The organism is Pseudoalteromonas piratica (genome assembly GCF_000788395.1).
Lineage (GTDB): Bacteria > Pseudomonadota > Gammaproteobacteria > Enterobacterales > Alteromonadaceae > Pseudoalteromonas > Pseudoalteromonas piratica.
In genome coordinates this window covers 2,788,126-2,807,106 of sequence record NZ_CP009888.1, presented here as the reverse complement: position 1 = coordinate 2,807,106, position 18,981 = coordinate 2,788,126, and the positions used below count along the sequence as shown (strand labels likewise).

Here is an 18,981-nt window from a genome sequence, read left to right as displayed (position 1 = left end):
CATGGAATAGTGTTCATGCGAGTCGCGCTTGGCGTAGAATATGATGGTTCTCAATACTCAGGTTGGCAGCGTCAACAGCACGTAAACAGTGTACAAGAAGAACTCGAAAATGCGCTTACTAAAATCTGCAATGAAAAAATAGAAGTGACTTGTGCTGGTCGAACTGACGCTGGTGTTCATGGTACGGGTCAAGTCGTTCACTTCGACACAACCGCGGATAGAGCAATGGTGGCATTTACGCTTGGTGTAAATGCTAATTTGCCAGATGGTATCGCCATTCGTTGGGCTAAAGAAGTGAGCCAAGAGTTCCATGCTCGTTATAGTGCAACCGCCAGACGCTATCGCTACATTATTTATAATAGCACTTACCGACCGGGGATTTTACGAGCTGGTTTAAGCCATTATCATCATCCATTGGATGTTGTAAGAATGCAGCAAGCAGCACCATACCTACTCGGAGAACAAGATTTCACCTCTGTTCGCGCCGTTCATTGTCAATCAAAAACACCGTTTAGAAATGTAATACATCTCAATGTAGAGCGTTATAATGACTTTATTGTGATTGATATAAAAGCGAATGCCTTTGTTCACCATATGGTGCGTAATATCGCTGGATGTTTAATTGATATTGGCCAGGGCAAGTATGAGCCCGAGTGGATGCAGCAAGTATTAGCTTTGAAAGATCGTACCCAAGCGTCGGCAACGGCCAAGCCTGGGGGCTTATATTTAGTTGAGGTTGATTACCCTGACCATTTTGAGATCCCTAAAACAACGCCTGGGCCGCTATTTTTACCAAATAGCTTATAAATAACCGAACAAACAACACAATTTAGCGACATATTAGACCAGTTTTTTATACCTTAGTCGCACGATTAGTGTTTTAATTGCAAAAATTTTCTGCGCCGTTTAATGCAGATATAGCAGTGAGAGAGATTTAAATGAGCTGGTTAGAAAAAATCTTACCAAAGACGACCAAGTCTTCAGGTCGTAAAGAAATTCCTGAAGGTGTTTGGGCTAAGTGTGGTGATTGTGACACGATTGTTTACAAAGCAGAACTCGAAAAACAACAACACGTCTGCCCTAAATGTGATCATCACATGCGTATCGGCGCACGTAAGCGCCTAGAGCAATTCTTAGATGATGGTGAGCAAGTTGAGCTTGGTAAAGACTTAGAACCTAAAGATGTATTGAAATTTAAAGATTCAAAAAAATACACTGACCGCATTACAAGTGCGCAAAAAGTAAGTGGTGAAAAAGATGCGCTTGTTGCTATGACAGGTCGTTTAAAGGGTGTACCTGTTGCCGCTGTAGCATTTGAGTTCTCATTTATGGGTGGCTCGATGGCATCTGTGGTTGGTGCGCGTTTTGTTGAAGCAGTTAATGCATGTCTTGAACATAAAATGCCGTTAATTTGTTTCTCTGCATCAGGTGGTGCACGTATGCAAGAGGCACTTATGTCATTAATGCAAATGGCTAAAACAAGTGCTGCGCTTGATAAAATGAGTGAGCAAGGTTTACCGTTTATTTCAGTACTTACTGACCCAACTATGGGTGGTGTTTCTGCATCATTAGCAATGTTAGGTGACGTTAATATTGCTGAGCCGAAAGCGCTAATTGGTTTTGCCGGTCCACGCGTAATTGAACAAACTGTACGCGAAACACTTCCAGAAGGTTTCCAGCGTTCTGAGTTCTTATTAGAGCATGGTGCAATTGATATGATCGTTGACCGTCGTGAAATGCGTGACACAATTGCTCGCTTAGTTGCTAAATATATGCACTTGCCGTCAACTGAACAAGAGCATAGAATTGCATAATCTAATTTGATTTAGCAACTTATTGCACTATGACACATGTTGTACCAAGCCAATCCTCGAGTTTAGAAGATTGGCTTTGTTATTTAGAAAGTATTCATCCTCAAAACATTGATATGGGTTTAACGCGCGTTCGCCAAGTGGGTGAAAAGCTGGGTTATACCTCTTTACCAAATGTAATTTTAATTGCTGGCACAAACGGAAAAGGCACAACTGCACGTTGCCTTGAAGCCATTTTATTGGCACAAGGTTATTCTGTTGGCACCTACGCATCCCCTCATTTAATCCGATACAATGAACGTGTTCGTATCAATGGCGCTGAATTACCCGATCAAGATCACGTGGATGCATTTCACGCGCTTGAACAAGGGCGCGGTGACATTAGCCTAACGTACTTCGAATTTGGTACCTTGGCAGCCCTTGAGGTATTCAAACAAAAGCAACCCGATTACATTCTATTAGAAGTTGGGTTAGGCGGTCGATTAGATGCTACCAACATTGTTGAGCCAATTGCATCAGTCATTACTACGATCGATTTAGACCACAAAGAATACTTAGGTGATACGCGAGAATTAGTAGGTCGTGAGAAAGCGGGGATTTTTAGAGCCGACGCGCCTGCGATCGTAGGCGATTTAGCAATACCTCAGTCTATTTGGCACTATGCTGAAGAATTAGGTACTCATGTTACCGCCGCACAGAAAAACTATTCATATAGGCTTTCAACAGATTATCTGACTTATCAAAATGGTGATTTAACTCTGACATTACCAGTGCCAAATATTCCAGCGCAAAATGTAGCGACTGCGTTAACAACGTTACACACACTCGCCTTACTACCTGATCAAAACACTTTATCAAAGGTCTTAGCAAATCTAACTGTTGAGGGACGTTTTCAATGTTTAAGTAAACAGCCATTAGTGTTTGCAGATGTTGCTCATAACCCTGAATCAGCCCGTTATTTAGCATCCAAGCTTGGTGAGTTTAAAGCGCAGGGTAAACATGTCATCGCACTTGCTGGTATGCTTCAAGATAAAGATCAAAAAGCAGTATTTAATGCCGTGAAGGCAGAGGTGGATGAATGGCACCTTGCGAGCTTATCTTGCTTTCGTGGTGATCAGGCTGAAAATTTATCGCTAAATCTAAAAGCCGAAATTGTGGATTCACAATTTACTTTGCACACCAGTGTCGCGCAAGGTTTAACCTCTGTTTTTAAAACAATGGACGAAGAGGATTTGCTAATTGTATTTGGCTCATTTTACACTGTGGCAGATGCAATTGCCTTTTGGCAGAATAAGGAGTGAGGGTGACAAGTCAATTTATCAATCGTTTAGTGGGTACTATCATCGTTGTAACAGCAGCGGTTGTGTTTATTCCTAATATTTTGGATGGTGAAAAGGTACAAAAACGTGAGACCTTTAAAGACATTCCAGAGCGCCCTGAGTTTAAAGCAATTGAGCTTGATCCCGAGCCGGATCAAACCCTTGCCCGAGAGTCACTGCCAAGTACCCCGATAATTGAAGAAGCGGCTATTGACGAAGATAATAGCTCACCATTCAATAATGAATTGCCAGATGAGCAGCTTACAGCTCAAACAGAAGCTGAAATTATTGAAGAAAAGCAGGTCATCACGGTTGATACTGAAGCAAAACCTTCAGTTGAGACACCAAAGGTTGAACCAAAAGTGGCTGTAAAACGCCCTGAAAAAAGCAATTTAAATGAGTTTGCCTGGGTTATTCAACTTGGTAGCTTTTCCCATAAAGCGAATGTTGAAGCATTACTAGAAAAATTAAAGCGTGCTGGGTTTACTGCCTTCACTAAACCGATTAAAACACCCTCTGGTACACTGACTAAAGTGTTTGTTGGTCCAGAGCTAGATAAGAAAGCGTTAGAATCGCAATTACCTCAATTAAAGAAATTAACCAAGCTAAATGGTCGAGTGACGCAATTCGAAATCACAAATTGAGCTGGCAATTAAGCGTAAGCTTATATAAAATGCGCGCGAAACATAAAAGGGCAGGTTAATATGATCTGGGTAGATTACACCATTTTGGGTATCATCGGACTTTCATCCTTAGTAAGTTTGATGCGCGGCTTTGTGAAAGAAGCAATGTCGCTAGCTGTTTGGATCGCTGCCTTTTTTATCTCAAGTATGTTTTATGAGCATCTCGCTGTCTTCCTCGCTGACTCCATCTCCGAACCCCTAGTGCGTAATGGCGCTGCAATTGCAATCTTGTTCTTTTCTACCTTGATTGTAGGCAGTTTAGTTAATTATGTGCTTGGAGAACTTGTCCAGCGTACAGGATTATCAGGTACTGACCGTGTTATTGGCTTAGTGTTTGGCGCATTGCGTGGCGTGCTTATAATTAGTGCACTATTATTTTTTCTCGATGCTTTCACCAGTGCCCCAAGTAAAGACTGGTGGAGTCGTTCAAATTTAATTCCAGAGTTTAGCTTTATTATTGAATGGTTTTTTGAATACCTAGAAGATAATTCAAGCTTTCTAACTCAATAACCCCTTATCAGGCGAGGATTTTTCTCATGTGTGGTATCGTTGGTATCGTCGGAACTACCCCGGTAAATCAAACTCTTTATGACGGTTTAACCGTTCTACAGCACCGTGGTCAGGATGCGGCGGGTATAATTACCATTGACAATAACACCTTTAGCTTACGTAAAGACAATGGCCTCGTGAAAGATGTATTTCACACACGCCATATGAAACGTTTACAAGGCGATATGGGTATTGGTCATGTTCGCTACCCAACGGCTGGTTCTTCAAGCTCTGCTGAAGCACAACCGTTCTACGTAAACTCGCCATTCGGTATTGCCCTTGCGCATAATGGCAACTTAACCAATGCTGAAGCGCTGAAAGAAGATTTATTCAAAACGGCTAAACGTCACGTTAATACCACATCAGATTCTGAAGTGTTACTTAATATCTTAGCGCACGAACTTGCTAAGCCGAATAAACTTGAGCTATCACCAGAAGATGTTTTTACTGCGGTTACTACGGTGAACTGTAAAGTTGTTGGTGGCTATGCTTCAATCGCGATGATTATCGGCCACGGTATGATTGCATTTCGTGATGCTAACGGTATTCGTCCACTCGTGTTTGGTAAACGTGAGACAGAGCAGGGCATTGAGTACATGTTTGCATCAGAAAGCGTTGCGCTTGATGCATGTGGTTTTTCGTTTATTCGTGATGTAGCGCCAGGTGAAGCTATCTTTGTATCAAACGATGGTCAGCTTCATTCACAACAATGTGCTAACAATGCGGCTTACAGCCCGTGTATCTTCGAATTTGTTTATTTTGCTCGTCCAGATTCAACGATTGATAAAATCTCAGTTTATGCTGCGCGTGTAAACATGGGGACTAAACTTGGCGAAAAGGTTAAGCGTGAATGGGCTGACAAAGAAATTGACGTTGTTATTCCAATTCCAGAAACATCATGTGACATCGCATTGGAAATGGCGAATGTGCTAGAGCTACCATATCGTCAAGGTTTTGTGAAAAACCGTTACATTGGCCGCACCTTTATTATGCCTGGTCAAGAAATGCGTAAAAAGTCGGTTCGACGCAAGCTAAATGCTATCGCGCAAGAGTTTAAAGGCAAAAACGTATTGCTGGTAGATGATTCGATTGTTCGTGGTACCACATCAGCACAAATCGTTGAAATGGCACGTGAAGCCGGTGCTAAGAATGTTTACTTCGCATCAGCTGCGCCGGAAATTCGCTTCCCGAACGTGTATGGTGTAGATATGCCATCAGCGCAAGAATTGATTGCTCATGGTCGCGAAGTGGAAGATATTAACGCAAGCATTGGCGCTGATGGTTTAATTTATCAATCATTACCGGATTTGATCAGTGCAGTAAGTAAAGAAAACCCTGAAATCACTAATTTTGAAACATCAGTATTTGATGGTAATTATGTGACTGGTGATATCGACCAAGCTTATTTAAATCGTATTGATGCACTGCGTAACGATGCCGCTAAATCAGATCGCGCATCAGCAATGTCATCGGGTTTAGAGTTGCATAATCAAGATGCTAGTGAATAATCACTTACAATGATAAATATAAAAAAGGAGCATTGATGCTCCTTTTTTGTTTTATCAACGATGAAAACTAGAAAATCTAACCTGATGTAAACATTGGGCCAAAGCCTGATGTCCACATAATTGCTGTTGCTGCAAGAATAATAACCAGAAGTACTAATCCACACGTAACTACTGAGCTTGCATAAATAAAGCCACGCTCTTCAGGAATGTGCATTAAAATTGGCACACCTGTGTAGAGTAAATATACTGAATAAGCCACAGCACCACACCCTACAAGTACAATAAACCATAATTCAGGATACACTGCTGCCAACGCAGACATAAATATTGGCGTAGATGTATACGCTGCTAATTCAAGTGTTTGTGTATAGCTTGGTTCAGCACCAAAGGTGACTGCCATCCAATGAGCTAGGTACGCCAGTGTGAAAACACCTGCAATCAGTGCAAAATACATTGAAATGGCGAGTAACATAGCACTCGATTCTGTTAAGAAAATGCGTTCACCAACGCCAACACTCCATCCTAAGTATACTGATGAAAAATAACCCATGACACTTGGCACAAGTGCAATAAGTAAAATATGCGACATGCTGTAACCAAAACTTTCATGGCGAGCGTCTATCGTATGCCACTCTTCTTTTGGGTGGGCATATAAACCCCAAAGGTGATTTAAAATCATGTTGTGTTCCTTGTATTACCCTAAATTGATTGGCTAATGTGATTTTTGACTTCAAATTCAACAATTAGCGTTTGTTGTTTTTTTAAACAGGTCATTACTACTTATTGGTTATTGTTAATAAAATGTCAAGAAATATAATTGAGGGTTATCTTTAATTTCTGACAAAGATCAATGCAAGCAAAGGTGGCGTAAGAAGATTCAAGACTTAGTTTAAGTTGTTATGATAAAATTAATTATTATTCATTTTTGTATAACGTAGATATGAGTTTAGCTAAATATCAGGAATTACTTGCCCCCATTTATCAATTTTTGCAGTGCGAAACCCCTGATGAATGGATCGCAGAAGCTAAAAAAACTGAAAACTTACCTGTTTTACTCGTTGATCACTTGATTTGTGAGCTAAAAGCAGGGCAAACCGCAATGTGGCTTATTAAAAAGTATGCTGCAGATAAGAAAAGTGGTGAAGCGCTACAAGAATGGTTTCAACCGTATGAGAAGTTTGTTTACAAAAAAGAAGGCTCGCTTGAGTCACTTGCTGAGCATTACAAACTGAGTAAAGAAATTGTGCCAAAGAGTGATTCTAATTTTGGTCAAGACTTGATTGATAAAATGGTGTTATTAATCAAAGAAGAGCTCCATCATTTTTATCAGGTATTAGAGATTATGGTTGCACGTGATATTGAATACAAAAATATTACGGCAAGTCGATATGCTAAGGGAATGATGACACATGTGCGTACCCACGAGCCTGCAATATTAGTCGATAAGCTAATTTGTGGCGCTTATATAGAAGCCCGTTCCTGTGAGCGTTTTGCAAAACTAGCCCCACACCTAGATGGTGAGCTGTGTAAATTTTATATTTCGTTACTTCGTTCAGAAGCGCGTCATTATGAAGATTATCTAGCCCTTGCAGAGCAAGTTGCCGGAAAAGATATTTCCGAACGTGTTAAGTTTTTCGGTGAAATAGAGGCTGAACTTATTTCGTCGCCAGATGATGATTTCAAATTTCACAGTGGTAAACCAAAAGAGCGCAGTTAGCGCTCTTTTTGATTGTTCTAAATTTATAAAGGCTCTTTAATCAACTCTAAGCCTTCATTGGATGCCTCGATATACCATAAATCAGTATACCAATCGCCAAGTACATAACGTGTTTTATTATTATCATATTTATGCACGTTAGGGCGGTGAGTGTGGCCATGGATCATCTGGCTGACGTTAAATTTAGTAAACATGTTACTCACTGCTCGTTCGTTGACATCCATAATGGCCTGAGACTTCATTTTCTTTGATTGATTACTGTGGGCACGAATTTTTGCTGCCTTCTTTTGCCGATAGCTAAGCGGCAAATTAAGCATTAATGTTTGCCACCACCAAGAGCGACTTTTTTTTCGGAATTTTTGATACTCTATATCGTCAGTACAGAGTTCATCGCCATGGCAAACAAGCGTTGGCGTACCATATAAATCAATAACAGTTTGCTCTGGTAGCAGTGTCATGCCGCAGGCGTTAGCGTATTTTCTTTTAATTAAAAAGTCGCGATTACCATGGGTAAAGTAGAGTTTTACACCTGCTTGATTCAATTGATTTAACTCATTTGCCACTTGTTGGTTGAGTGTCGTGTGATTGTCATCACCAATCCATGCTTCGAAAAAGTCACCAAGAATATAGAGTGCGTCTACCGAGTTGGCGTTTTGCTTTAAGTTTTCAAGAAAAGAGAAGAAACCTTGATTAATCAGGGAGGTATCGTCGCTTAAGTGAAGATCTGCAATAAAGTAGGTTTTGTTCATAGTTGGCCAAAAATTGCCTCGGTAACCCGAGGCAAATATGCAATTAAGCGTCGATAGTTGCGCTTTCAATCACAACAGAATCAAGCGGTACGTCTTGGTGGAAACCATAGCTTCCTGTTGGTACTGCTTTGATTTTCTCGACAATATCCATGCCTTCAACAATCTCGCCAAATACACAGTAACCCCAGCCTTGCGACGTCTCGCTAGTGAAGTTTAAAAAGTCGTTGTTGTTCACGTTAATGAAAAACTGTGCTGTTGCTGAGTGTGGATCTGGTGTACGCGCCATTGCAATGGTGCCTACTTTGTTTTCTAAGCCGTTATTTGCTTCGTTCTCAATTGGTGCTTGTACGTTTTTTTGTTCCATATCAGCAGTAAAACCACCACCTTGAACCATAAAACCGTCAATAACACGGTGGAAGATAGTACCGTCGTAAAAACCCGACTTTACGTAGTTAATAAAGTTTTCTACTGTTTTCGGAGCTTTTTCTGCATTTAAAGCGATTTTGATGTCGCCAAAATTGGTTTTAATAGTAACCATGTATATTCCAACTGTTAGTTTTTAATAAGTGTCAGACTATTTTATAAAATATCTGGTAATAGAACAAAGAAAGATTTATCCGATAACCACAACCATGTTAAAATGCTGCTTTAGTATGCGCAAACATAGAGGAAATTATAAATGTTGCAGATTTACAACACACTTACACGACAAAAAGAAGCCTTTAAACCACTTGTAGCTGGCAAAGTAGGTATGTATGTGTGTGGTATCACCATTTATGATTACTGTCACGTTGGTCACGCACGCACCTATGTGTCGTTTGATGTGATGAATCGTTTTCTTCGCCACAGTGGTTTTGATGTTACTTATGTCCGTAATATCACAGACGTCGATGATAAAATCATCAAGCGTGCAAACGAAAATGGCGAAGCAATTGATGCGCTAACCTTACGTATGACCAAAGCAATGCATGAAGATTTTGATGCGCTTAATATGTTGCCAGCTGATATTGAGCCCACAGTAACTGGTCATATGGATGAAATCATTGCGATGATTGAACGCTTGATTGAGAAAAAGCATGCCTATGTAGCAAGCAATGGCGATGTGCTTTTTGACGTTTCAACCTTTGAGCAGTACGGTGCATTATCGCAGCAAGATTTAGACATGTTGCAAGCAGGCGCACGCGTAGACGTTGCTGAAGGCAAAGATGATCCACTTGATTTTGTACTTTGGAAAAAAGCCAAGGTAGATGAACCATCATGGTCAAGCCCGTGGGGAGAAGGCCGCCCAGGTTGGCACATTGAATGTTCAGCAATGAGTAACAAACACTTAGGCGCGCATTTTGATATTCACGGCGGCGGATCAGATCTACAATTCCCGCATCATGAAAATGAAATTGCCCAGTCTTGCTGCGCTACGGGTGAAAAGTATGTGAATACTTGGATCCATACAGGCATGGTACAAGTAAATAAAGAAAAAATGTCTAAATCGTTAGGCAATTTCTTTACATTGCGTGATGTACTGAAAGAGTATGACCGTGAGTCAGTACGCTTTTTCTTAATTAATGGTCACTACCGTAGCCAACTAAATTACTCAACTGAGAATTTAGAGCAGGCCCGTGCAGCAATGGAACGTATCTATACTGCACTTCGTGGTGTTGAGGTAATTGAAACATCACTTGAAAATGATTTTGTTGCTCGCTTTAACACAGCGATGAATGATGATTTCAACACGCCTGAAGCGTTGCCGGTTATTTTCGAACTTGCAAAAGAAATTAACCGTCTAAAAGATGAGGATGTTAACCAAGCAGGTCAACTTGCATTTATTCTTAAAACACTAGGCGAAATCTTAGGTATTGCGCAACAAGATCCAGAGAGCTTTTTACAAGGCGAACAAGCCGATGATGAAGTTGCTGAAATTGAAGCGCTGATTTTACAGCGTAATCAAGCGCGTGCGGATAAAAACTGGGCACTTGCAGATGAAGCGCGTGATAAGCTAACCGCTATGGGTGTGGTGCTTGAAGATAGCGCTGGTAAAACAACGTGGCGTAAAGCTTAACTTTTTAAGTTTGAACAATAAAAAAGGTTGCCATGGCAACCTTTTTTATTGGGATTTTAAATCTGAAATCTAGCTGTGGTATGTCTCACATGCTTCAAGTGTGTTAGCAATTAAGCTTGCAACTGTCATAGGACCAACACCACCCGGTACCGGGGTAATAAAGCTCGCGTTTTCAGCGGCAACATCATAAGCCACATCACCCACTAATTGACCAGACTCTAAACGGTTAATACCTACGTCAATGACAATAGCGCCTTTTTTAATCCACTCACCAGGAATGAACTCTGCTTTACCCACAGCCACTACGACTAAATCAGCGCGACGTACGTGTTCTTCTAAGTTTTTAGTGAATTTGTGGCATACAGTTGTTGTGCAACCAGCAAGTAATAATTCGAGTGCCATCGGACGACCAACAATATTTGATGCACCAACCACAACAGCATCCATTCCTTTATACTTAACACCAGTTGAATCAAGTAGTGTGATAATGCCTTTCGGTGTACATGGACGAAGTGCAGGCATGCGCTGTGCTAAACGACCAACATTATAAGGGTGAAAACCATCAACATCTTTATGTGGTGTAATGCGCTCAAGAATCTGTTCTGCGTCTAAACCCTCTGGCAGAGGAAGCTGTACTAAAATACCATCTACATCTTGGTCATTATTAAGCTGCTCAACTAAATCAAGTAATTGTTGCTGTGTTGCGTCACCTGGCAAATCAAATGATTTAGACACAAAGCCCACTTCTTCACATGCTTTACGTTTTGAACCAACATAAACTTGGCTTGCAGGATCTTGTCCTACTAATACAACCGCAAGACCGGGTGCGCGGAGTCCTTGTGCTTTACGTTCTGCTACACGCTCTGCAACTGATGTTCTAACTTGTTTTGCAATTGCTTTACCGTCAATGATGTTTGCTGACATTAAAAAACCTACATATAAGATACTAAAGAGTGGATTGGGGCGCATTTTCTCATGAATTTAGTCAATAGCCAACAGGTGTGAGCGGACAAATGTCCGATAACTTTGTTTATCTTTTATGCGTTATAATTAGCTTGATAACAAAAACTGAACACATAGCGCTAAAATTAACCACTTAAACACTTTTTTCGAAAAAAAGGTTTGACGAGACTAGGTCAAATCACTATTATGCACCCCGTTGTTTACGAGCACTCACATGAATGTTCAAAAGCAGTCGGCGTTTAGCGCAGCTTGGTAGCGCACTTGGTTTGGGTCCAAGGGGTCGCAGGTTCAAATCCTGCAACGCCGACCATTTTATAAAGGGTTTCTGCACAGTAGGTGTGGTTCGAAATGCGCCCGTAGCTCAGCCGGATAGAGCAACGGCCTTCTAAGCCGTCGGTCGAAGGTTCGAATCCTTCCGGGTGCGCCATTTATAAAATATTTAACAACACACTGCATAAAGTAGTGGCGGCTGTAGCTCAGTTGGTAGAGCCCTGGATTGTGATTCCGGTTGTCGCGAGTTCAAGTCTCGTCAGTCGCCCCATCTTACTTTATTACTGTATCGGCGTTTAGCGCAGCTTGGTAGCGCACTTGGTTTGGGTCCAAGGGGTCGCAGGTTCAAATCCTGCAACGCCGACCATTACAGTAAAATTCTATTATCGGCGTTTAGCGCAGCTTGGTAGCGCACTTGGTTTGGGTCCAAGGGGTCGCAGGTTCAAATCCTGCAACGCCGACCATTTCTCCCTGATTACTACATTTCATTTCTTTAATTTTCCTTATATTTGCTGCTTGTTTTAAGCATTTTTATTAATTTCGTTAGGATACTCGACTATCTCAATTATTGCGTTATAATGCCGCGTCTAAAGTTTAACTTGAAACGCTTTATACCAATCTGGTAAGCAAATTTTAGGGTTTGGTTATCAGATTGGTATTAGGTTATTCCACAGTGGAAATAGGGTTTAATAAAGACACATTAAACTTCCACTGGGAAAAGGAAGGCGTAGCAAACGCCAAATTAAAAAGATTGAGGTAAAACATGCAAGTTTCTGTTGAGACTACTCAAGGCCTAGAGCGCCGTATTACGATCACTGTTCCAGCTGAGAACATTGATACTGAAGTTAAAAAACGCTTACAACAACTTTCTAAAACACAGCGTGTAGATGGTTTCCGTCCAGGTAAAGTGCCTGTGTCTATCATCAACAAGCGTTACGGTGCAGCAGTACGTCAAGAAGTTGCTGGTGACCTAATGCAGCGTCAATACATTGATGCAGTAATTGCTGAGAAACTTAACCCAGCTGGCGCACCTTCATTTGAACCAAAAGCGCTAGAAGCTGGTAAAGACCTAGAGTTCTCTGCAACATTTGAAGTTTACCCTGAAGTTGAAATCAAAGATTTAGAAAAAATCGCAGTTGAAAAGCCAGTAGTTGAAGTAACAGACGCTGATCTTGAAAACATGCTTGTAACACTTCGTAAGCAACACGCTACTTGGGCTGAAACTGAAGAAGCTGCTGCAGCTGACAACCGCGTAACAATTAACTTTGTTGGTACAATCGACGGTGAAGAGTTTGAAGGCGGTAAAGCTGAGAATTTCCCACTAGAACTTGGTCAAGGTCGTATGATCCCAGGTTTTGAAGATGGCATTATCGGTAAGAAAGCAGGCGAAGAAGTTGTTGTTGACGTAACTTTCCCTGAAGAATACCACGCTGAAAACCTTAAAGGTAAACCAGCGCAGTTCACTATCACTGTAAACAAAGTTGAAGTTCAAGAATTACCTGAACTAACAGACGAATTCGCAGTAAACTTCGGTATCTCAGAAGGCGGTTTAGACGCACTTAAAGAAGAAGTTAAGAAGAACATGAGCCGTGAACTTGACCAAGCTGTTAAAGCACAGGTTAAAGATCAAGTTATCAAAGGTCTTTTAGAGACTAACGAAATTGATGCACCTAAAGCACTTATCGCTCAAGAAATCGATGTACTTCGTCAGCAAGCTGCGCAACGTTTTGGCGGCGACGCTCAAAACATGCCTGAGCTTCCGGCTGAGCTTTTCCAAGATCAAGCTGCAACTCGCGTTAAGACTGGCTTACTTTTAGGCGAAGTAATCAAGTCAAACGAGATCAAAACTGACGACGCTAAAGTTGAAGAGTTAATCGCAACGATGGCATCTGCTTACGAAGATCCAACTGAAGTTGTAGAATACTACAAGTCAAACGACCAACTAATGCAGCAAATGCGTAACGTAGCGCTTGAAGAAGCGGCAATCGACGCAGTACTTGCAAAAGCAGCTGTTTCAGAAGTTGCTAAAGGCTTTGACGACATCATGAATCCACAAGCTGCGCAATAAGTCATTGACTTAAACGTTAGCTAACGATTAAATGGCTCGTGTATCTCTGCAAAAATTTGCAGATTGTACCGGGCCATTTTTATTGCCGGTAATCTGATAATCAGTTGGAATGTTTTATTCCGCATTGTTTCAGCGTCATTTGTTAACAAAACTAAATTTGGACTTTGTTAGCACAAAAGGAAAGTATTAATAATGTTAAATAACCCACTCGATCCTTTAAATGCATTAGTACCTATGGTTGTTGAGCAAACCGCTAAAGGCGAGCGCTCTTACGACATCTATTCGCGATTATTAAAAGAACGTGTTATCTTTCTTACAGGTCAAGTCGAAGACAATATGGCTAACTTAATTGTTGCTCAATTGTTGTTTTTGGAATCAGAAAATCCTGAAAAAGACATTTTTATCTATATTAATTCGCCGGGTGGTTCAGTGACTGCAGGCATGGCAATTTACGATACAATGAATTTCATAAAGCCCAATATTAGTACTGTGTGTATTGGTCAAGCGGCAAGTATGGGTGCATTCTTATTATCAGGCGGTACCAAAGGTAAGCGTTTTTGTTTACCAAACTCGCGTGTAATGATTCACCAACCATTAGGTGGATTCCAAGGTCAAGCATCTGATTTCGAAATTCATGCGAAGGAAATCTTATCTATAAAAGATAAGTTAAATAGATTAATGGCTGAGCACACAGGGCAGCCACTGGAAGTTGTTTCAAACGACACTGATCGTGATAACTTTATGAGTGCTCAACAAGCGGTTGACTATGGTTTAGTTGACGGCATACTTTCACAACGAGATTAATAGTTAGCGCTGCAAATAATCCTTTGCCATACTGGTAAAGAAGCTCGTTGTAAATCAGTTACCTTATGTTATAAACATAAAGGTCAGGAAAGAATATTAAGAGGTAGCTTAATGTCTGAAAATCGTAGTGACGGCGACAAGAGCGGTAAATTACTGTACTGCTCGTTTTGTGGTAAAAGCCAGCACGAAGTTCGTAAACTTATCGCAGGCCCTTCGGTTTACATTTGTGATGAGTGTGTAGAACTGTGTAATGACATTATTCGTGAAGAAATTAAAGATATTGCACCAGCACAAGCGAGCCAAGATCGCTTACCAACACCAAAAGAAATTCGTAGCAACTTAGATGACTATGTCATTGGTCAAGAGCATGCTAAGAAGGTGTTATCGGTGGCTGTGTACAACCACTACAAACGCTTACGTCACTTAGGTGGAAAAAACCCTGTTGAATTAGGTAAAAGTAATATTCTACTTATTGGTCCAACAGGTAGCGGTAAAACGCTACTTGCCGAAACTATGGCAAAGCTACTCGATGTACCATTTACGATGGCAGATGCAACCACATTAACTGAAGCAGGTTATGTGGGTGAAGACGTTGAAAACATTATTCAGAAGTTACTTCAGAAATGTGATTATGACGTAGAAAAAGCACAGCGTGGCATTGTTTATATTGATGAGATTGACAAAATTTCACGCAAAGCCGATAACCCGTCAATCACTCGTGATGTATCGGGTGAAGGTGTGCAACAAGCGTTGCTTAAACTAATTGAGGGTACTGTTGCGTCGGTGCCTCCACAAGGTGGTCGAAAACATCCACAACAAGAATTTTTACAGGTTGATACCTCTAAAATCTTATTTATCTGTGGTGGTGCATTTGCAGGACTTGATAAAGTAATTGAAGCTCGCGGTACTAAAAATACAGGTATTGGTTTCGGTGTGGACGTTAAATCTAGCGACTCAAAGCGCTCATTAACTGAAGCATTCCAAGATGTTGAACCTGAAGATTTAGTGAAGTACGGTTTAATTCCAGAATTTATTGGTCGACTACCAGTTGTTGCTACACTTGGTGAGCTTGATGAATCTGCGCTTATCCAGATCTTAAGCGAACCAAAGAATGCCTTAACAAAACAATATGCATCACTTTTCGAAATGGAAAACGTTGAGCTTGAATTTCGTGAAGATGCACTTAAAGCAATTGCTCACAAAGCAATGGAGCGTAAAACAGGAGCACGTGGTTTACGTTCAATTGTTGAAGGTGTTTTACTGGACACTATGTATGAACTACCTTCTATGGAAGAAGTATCAAAAGTAGTGATTGATGAGACTGTGATTAAAGGCGAGTCAGATCCTATTCTGATTTATGAAAATGCTACGCCTGATAAAGCTGTTTCTGAATAATTGTTTGATTATTGAACGAAAAAGGGGCCGAATGGCTCCTTTTTTTATAAAAGCATTGATCTCTTTAGAAGAGATCCCCATATTCACAATTAATCTAAAAATTTATAATTAGCTGACTAAACTGAATACAGTTTAATTAAGCTCATGTTACCAGTTTTACGCAAGGAACAAGTATGACCCTTGAACGTACCGATACGATAAAAATTCCAGTTCTCGCGCTTCGCGATGTAGTGGTTTACCCGCATATGGTTATTCCGCTTTTTGTTGGCCGTGAAAAATCAATTAAATGCCTTGAATCGGCAATGGATAACGATAAACAAGTGTTGCTTGTTGCGCAAAAGGACTCAAATATTGATGAGCCTGAATCCACAGATATCTACGAAGTAGGTACTGTTGCGACTATTTTGCAATTATTAAAGTTGCCAGACGGTACTGTTAAAGTATTAGTTGAAGGTACGCAACGTGCTGCAGTTAAAGAGTTCCTTGATACAGATGACTTCTTTGTTGTTAATGCAGAGTTTTTACAGTCCACAGAGATACCTGAAGTAGAGCAAGACGTATTTATGCGCAGTGCCATCAATCAGTTTGAAGGTTATGTCAAATTGAATAAGAAAATCGCGCCTGAAGTATTGAGTTCGGTTCAAGGTATTGAGGAAACAGCTCGCCTTGCGGATACCATGGCTGCGCATATGCCGCTAAAAGTTGCTGAAAAGCAAAAGGCACTTGAGTTTGCTGATGTAAAAGATCGCCTAGAATACCTAATGGCGTTAATGGAAGGCGAAATTGATGTTCTTCAAGTTGAGAAGAAGATTCGCTCGCGTGTTAAAAAACAGATGGAAAAAAGTCAGCGTGAGTATTACCTCAATGAGCAAATGAAGGCGATTCAAAAAGAATTAGGTGATATGGATGATGTCCCTGACGAATTTGAAGGGTTAACCAAAAAGATTGAAGAAGCAGCAATGCCTTCAGAGGCAGAAGAGAAGACCAAATCTGAACTAAATAAGTTGAAGATGATGTCGCCGATGTCTGCAGAAGCTACGGTAGTTCGCACCTACATTGATACCATGATAGGGGTGCCTTGGAAAAAACGTTCTAAGGTGAAAAAAGATTTAGCGAAAGCGCAAGAGATTTTAGATGCCGATCACTATGGCCTAGATAAAGTTAAAGAACGCATTATTGAGTATCTCGCAGTTCAACACCGCACCAATAAACTAAAAGGCCCAATTTTATGTCTAGTGGGGCCTCCTGGTGTTGGTAAAACGTCGCTAGGCCAATCAATTGCCCGTTCAACAGGTCGTAAGTATGTTCGTATGGCATTGGGTGGTGTGCGTGATGAAGCTGAAATTCGTGGTCACCGCCGCACTTACATTGGCTCAATGCCGGGTAAAATCGTACAAAACATGTCGAAAGTAGGTGTGAAGAACCCGTTATTCCTGTTAGATGAAATCGATAAGATGTCATCTGATATGCGTGGCGATCCTTCATCAGCATTACTGGAAGTGCTCGATCCCGAACAAAATACTAGCTTCAACGACCACTACCTTGAAGTTGATTATGACTTAAGCGATGTGATGTTTGTGGCAACTTCAAACAGTTTTAATATTCCAGGTCCATTGCTAGACCGTATGGAAGTTATTCGTCTTTCTGGTTATACAGAGGATGAAAAGCTTAATATTGCACTTCGCCATTTGATCCCTAAGCAAATCAAGCGTAATGGTTTAAAAGCGTCAGAAATCGCAATTGAAGACAGTGCGATTATTGGCATCATTCGTTATTACACACGCGAAGCGGGTGTGCGTAGCCTTGAGCGAGAAATCTCAAAATTATGTCGTAAGGCAGTTAAGAACATCTTACTTGATAAGTCTCTGAAACAAGTTGTTATCAACGATGAAAACCTTGAAGATTACTTAGGTGTTAAACGTCATGATTACGGTAAAGCCGAAGGTGCTAATAAAGTAGGTCAGGTAACCGGTCTTGCTTGGACAGAAGTAGGTGGTGATTTACTGACTATCGAATGCGCGTCTATGGCTGGTAAAGGCAAACTAAATTACACAGGTTCGCTTGGTGACGTGATGCAAGAGTCAATTCAAGCGGCGATGACAGTTGTACGCAGCCGTGCAGAAACGCTTCGCATTAACGAGGATTTTTACGAAAAACGTGATATTCACGTTCACGTTCCTGAAGGTGCGACGCCAAAAGATGGTCCTAGTGCAGGTATTGCCATGGTGACTGGTCTTGTATCGAGCTTAACGGGTAACCCTGTTCGTTCAGATGTGGCGATGACAGGTGAGATTACATTGCGTGGTGAAGTATTACCGATCGGTGGATTAAAAGAAAAGCTGTTAGCGGCACATCGTGGTGGCATTAAGACCGTTATTATTCCAAAAGAGAATGAGCGCGACTTAAAAGAAATTCCAGAAAATGTAATGGAAGGACTTGCAATCCACCCTGTGAAGCGAATTGAAGAGGTGTTGGAACTCGCTTTAGCCGAGCCAATTGCTAGTTTTTCAATCGAAACGGCAAAAAATTAAAAAAATTCATCAAAAACTGTCTAAAAGGGCTTTTCAAAAAAAATGTCTGTGCTAATTTAAGCACTGTAATTTTGCTAGCCCTTTAACGACGGTGTTTAGCGCGAATTTTATCGTTAAATTAACGCATTATTTTGGTGCATTAACTTAGCCTTTATGTGGTTATTAACCACGATTAAATAATAACAATGGAAGGGGATGATATTTTGAACAAGTCTCAACTAGTTGATCAAATCGCAACAGATGCAGATATTTCTAAAGCAGCGGCAGGCCGTGCATTAGACTCATTTATCGATGCAGTAACGGGTGCATTAAAAGACGGCGATTCTGTTGCTCTTGTAGGTTTTGGTACTTTCTCTGTGCGTGAGCGTGCAGCGCGTACAGGCCGTAACCCACAAACTGGTGAATCAATTGAGATTGCTGCTGCAAATATTCCTTCTTTTAAAGCGGGTAAAGCTCTAAAAGACGCAGTAAACTAATTGACTCTAGAAGACTGAAGTTGGTATTTTCAATTTAACACTTGAAACCGCAATTTTAATCTTCAAGTAAAAAGGCGCATCT

The 18,981-nt window shown here is 40.9% G+C and carries 17 protein-coding genes and 5 tRNA genes; 18 read left to right on the top strand and 4 right to left on the bottom strand.

The features are described 5' to 3' along the window. Nucleotides 1-15: 15 nt before the first annotated feature. The 6 genes from truA (at nucleotide 16) to purF (ending at nucleotide 5,870) form a co-directional block, all read left to right on the top strand. Nucleotides 16-807, top strand: coding sequence for a tRNA pseudouridine(38-40) synthase TruA (gene truA / locus OM33_RS13030; protein ID WP_038642319.1), 792 nt, complete (start codon nucleotides 16-18; stop codon nucleotides 805-807). A 131-nt stretch (nucleotides 808-938) separates the two neighbouring features. Beyond that, a complete protein-coding gene (gene accD / locus OM33_RS13025; RefSeq protein ID WP_038642317.1) occupies nucleotides 939-1,814 on the top strand; it encodes an acetyl-CoA carboxylase, carboxyltransferase subunit beta in 876 nt (291 codons plus the stop codon). 29 nt (nucleotides 1,815-1,843) lie between these two features. Next, nucleotides 1,844-3,112: a bifunctional tetrahydrofolate synthase/dihydrofolate synthase gene (folC, locus tag OM33_RS13020; RefSeq protein ID WP_038642315.1), complete on the top strand. Its 1,269-nt coding sequence runs from the start codon at nucleotides 1,844-1,846 to the stop codon at nucleotides 3,110-3,112. 2 nt (nucleotides 3,113-3,114) lie between these two features. Next, the gene (locus tag OM33_RS13015; RefSeq protein WP_038642313.1) at nucleotides 3,115-3,774 is read left to right on the top strand and encodes an SPOR domain-containing protein; all 660 of its coding nucleotides are present in this window, start codon (nucleotides 3,115-3,117) and stop codon (nucleotides 3,772-3,774) included. Between the two features lie 60 nt (nucleotides 3,775-3,834). Continuing rightward, the gene (locus OM33_RS13010; protein WP_038642311.1) at nucleotides 3,835-4,323 is read left to right on the top strand and encodes a CvpA family protein; all 489 of its coding nucleotides are present in this window, start codon (nucleotides 3,835-3,837) and stop codon (nucleotides 4,321-4,323) included. Nucleotides 4,324-4,349: 26 nt separating this feature from the next. Then, nucleotides 4,350-5,870, top strand: coding sequence for an amidophosphoribosyltransferase (gene purF / locus OM33_RS13005; protein WP_038642309.1), 1,521 nt, complete (start codon nucleotides 4,350-4,352; stop codon nucleotides 5,868-5,870). Nucleotides 5,871-5,946: 76 nt separating this feature from the next. Here the strand turns inward: purF and OM33_RS13000 are convergent, their stop codons facing one another. Beyond that, on the bottom strand, nucleotides 5,947-6,549 hold the full coding sequence (locus tag OM33_RS13000; RefSeq protein WP_038642307.1) for a Yip1 family protein: 603 nt from the start codon (nucleotides 6,547-6,549) through the stop codon (nucleotides 5,947-5,949). A 261-nt stretch (nucleotides 6,550-6,810) separates the two neighbouring features. On the opposite strand from OM33_RS13000, the gene miaE reads away from it, so the two are divergent. Continuing rightward, nucleotides 6,811-7,587: a tRNA isopentenyl-2-thiomethyl-A-37 hydroxylase MiaE gene (miaE, locus tag OM33_RS12995; RefSeq protein ID WP_038642305.1), complete on the top strand. Its 777-nt coding sequence runs from the start codon at nucleotides 6,811-6,813 to the stop codon at nucleotides 7,585-7,587. 23 nt (nucleotides 7,588-7,610) lie between these two features. On the opposite strand, the gene OM33_RS12990 is transcribed toward miaE, so the two are convergent. Together OM33_RS12990 and OM33_RS12985 are read right to left on the bottom strand one after the other, a co-directional pair. Continuing rightward, nucleotides 7,611-8,336 (bottom strand): UDP-2,3-diacylglucosamine diphosphatase, encoded by a 726-nt coding sequence (locus tag OM33_RS12990; RefSeq protein ID WP_038642303.1) that lies wholly within the window; start codon nucleotides 8,334-8,336, stop codon nucleotides 7,611-7,613. A gap of 43 nt (nucleotides 8,337-8,379) precedes the next feature. Continuing rightward, nucleotides 8,380-8,874: a peptidylprolyl isomerase gene (locus OM33_RS12985; RefSeq protein ID WP_038642302.1), complete on the bottom strand. Its 495-nt coding sequence runs from the start codon at nucleotides 8,872-8,874 to the stop codon at nucleotides 8,380-8,382. Nucleotides 8,875-9,015: 141 nt separating this feature from the next. Here OM33_RS12985 and cysS point away from each other — a divergent pair, with 141 nt between their 5' ends. Further along, complete coding sequence (gene cysS / locus OM33_RS12980) at nucleotides 9,016-10,392, top strand: cysteine--tRNA ligase (protein ID WP_038642301.1); 1,377 nt, start codon at nucleotides 9,016-9,018, stop codon at nucleotides 10,390-10,392. A 69-nt stretch (nucleotides 10,393-10,461) separates the two neighbouring features. On the opposite strand, the gene folD is transcribed toward cysS, so the two are convergent. Next, nucleotides 10,462-11,316: a bifunctional methylenetetrahydrofolate dehydrogenase/methenyltetrahydrofolate cyclohydrolase FolD gene (gene folD, locus OM33_RS12975; RefSeq protein ID WP_038642299.1), complete on the bottom strand. Its 855-nt coding sequence runs from the start codon at nucleotides 11,314-11,316 to the stop codon at nucleotides 10,462-10,464. Between the two features lie 272 nt (nucleotides 11,317-11,588). Here folD and OM33_RS12970 point away from each other — a divergent pair. The 10 genes from OM33_RS12970 (at nucleotide 11,589) to hupB (ending at nucleotide 18,899) form a co-directional block, all read left to right on the top strand. Then, a tRNA-Pro gene (locus tag OM33_RS12970) sits at nucleotides 11,589-11,665 on the top strand. Between the two features lie 40 nt (nucleotides 11,666-11,705). Beyond that, nucleotides 11,706-11,782 (top strand) — tRNA-Arg (locus tag OM33_RS12965). A 38-nt stretch (nucleotides 11,783-11,820) separates the two neighbouring features. Then, nucleotides 11,821-11,896 (top strand) — tRNA-His (locus OM33_RS12960). Between the two features lie 19 nt (nucleotides 11,897-11,915). After that, a tRNA-Pro gene (locus tag OM33_RS12955) sits at nucleotides 11,916-11,992 on the top strand. Between the two features lie 20 nt (nucleotides 11,993-12,012). Next, a tRNA-Pro gene (locus OM33_RS12950) sits at nucleotides 12,013-12,089 on the top strand. A gap of 299 nt (nucleotides 12,090-12,388) precedes the next feature. Next, nucleotides 12,389-13,693, top strand: a complete 1,305-nt coding sequence (gene tig, locus OM33_RS12945) for a trigger factor (protein ID WP_038642297.1) — start codon at nucleotides 12,389-12,391, stop codon at nucleotides 13,691-13,693. A 192-nt stretch (nucleotides 13,694-13,885) separates the two neighbouring features. Beyond that, a complete protein-coding gene (gene clpP, locus OM33_RS12940; RefSeq protein ID WP_038642296.1) occupies nucleotides 13,886-14,497 on the top strand; it encodes an ATP-dependent Clp endopeptidase proteolytic subunit ClpP in 612 nt (203 codons plus the stop codon). 111 nt (nucleotides 14,498-14,608) lie between these two features. Further along, the gene (gene clpX, locus OM33_RS12935) at nucleotides 14,609-15,892 is read left to right on the top strand and encodes an ATP-dependent protease ATP-binding subunit ClpX (protein ID WP_038642294.1); all 1,284 of its coding nucleotides are present in this window, start codon (nucleotides 14,609-14,611) and stop codon (nucleotides 15,890-15,892) included. A gap of 173 nt (nucleotides 15,893-16,065) precedes the next feature. Then, nucleotides 16,066-18,423, top strand: coding sequence for an endopeptidase La (lon, locus tag OM33_RS12930; protein ID WP_038642292.1), 2,358 nt, complete (start codon nucleotides 16,066-16,068; stop codon nucleotides 18,421-18,423). Between the two features lie 203 nt (nucleotides 18,424-18,626). Then, nucleotides 18,627-18,899, top strand: coding sequence for a nucleoid-associated protein HU-beta (gene hupB, locus OM33_RS12925; protein ID WP_038643373.1), 273 nt, complete (start codon nucleotides 18,627-18,629; stop codon nucleotides 18,897-18,899). The last annotated feature ends 82 nt before the right edge of the window (nucleotides 18,900-18,981 follow it).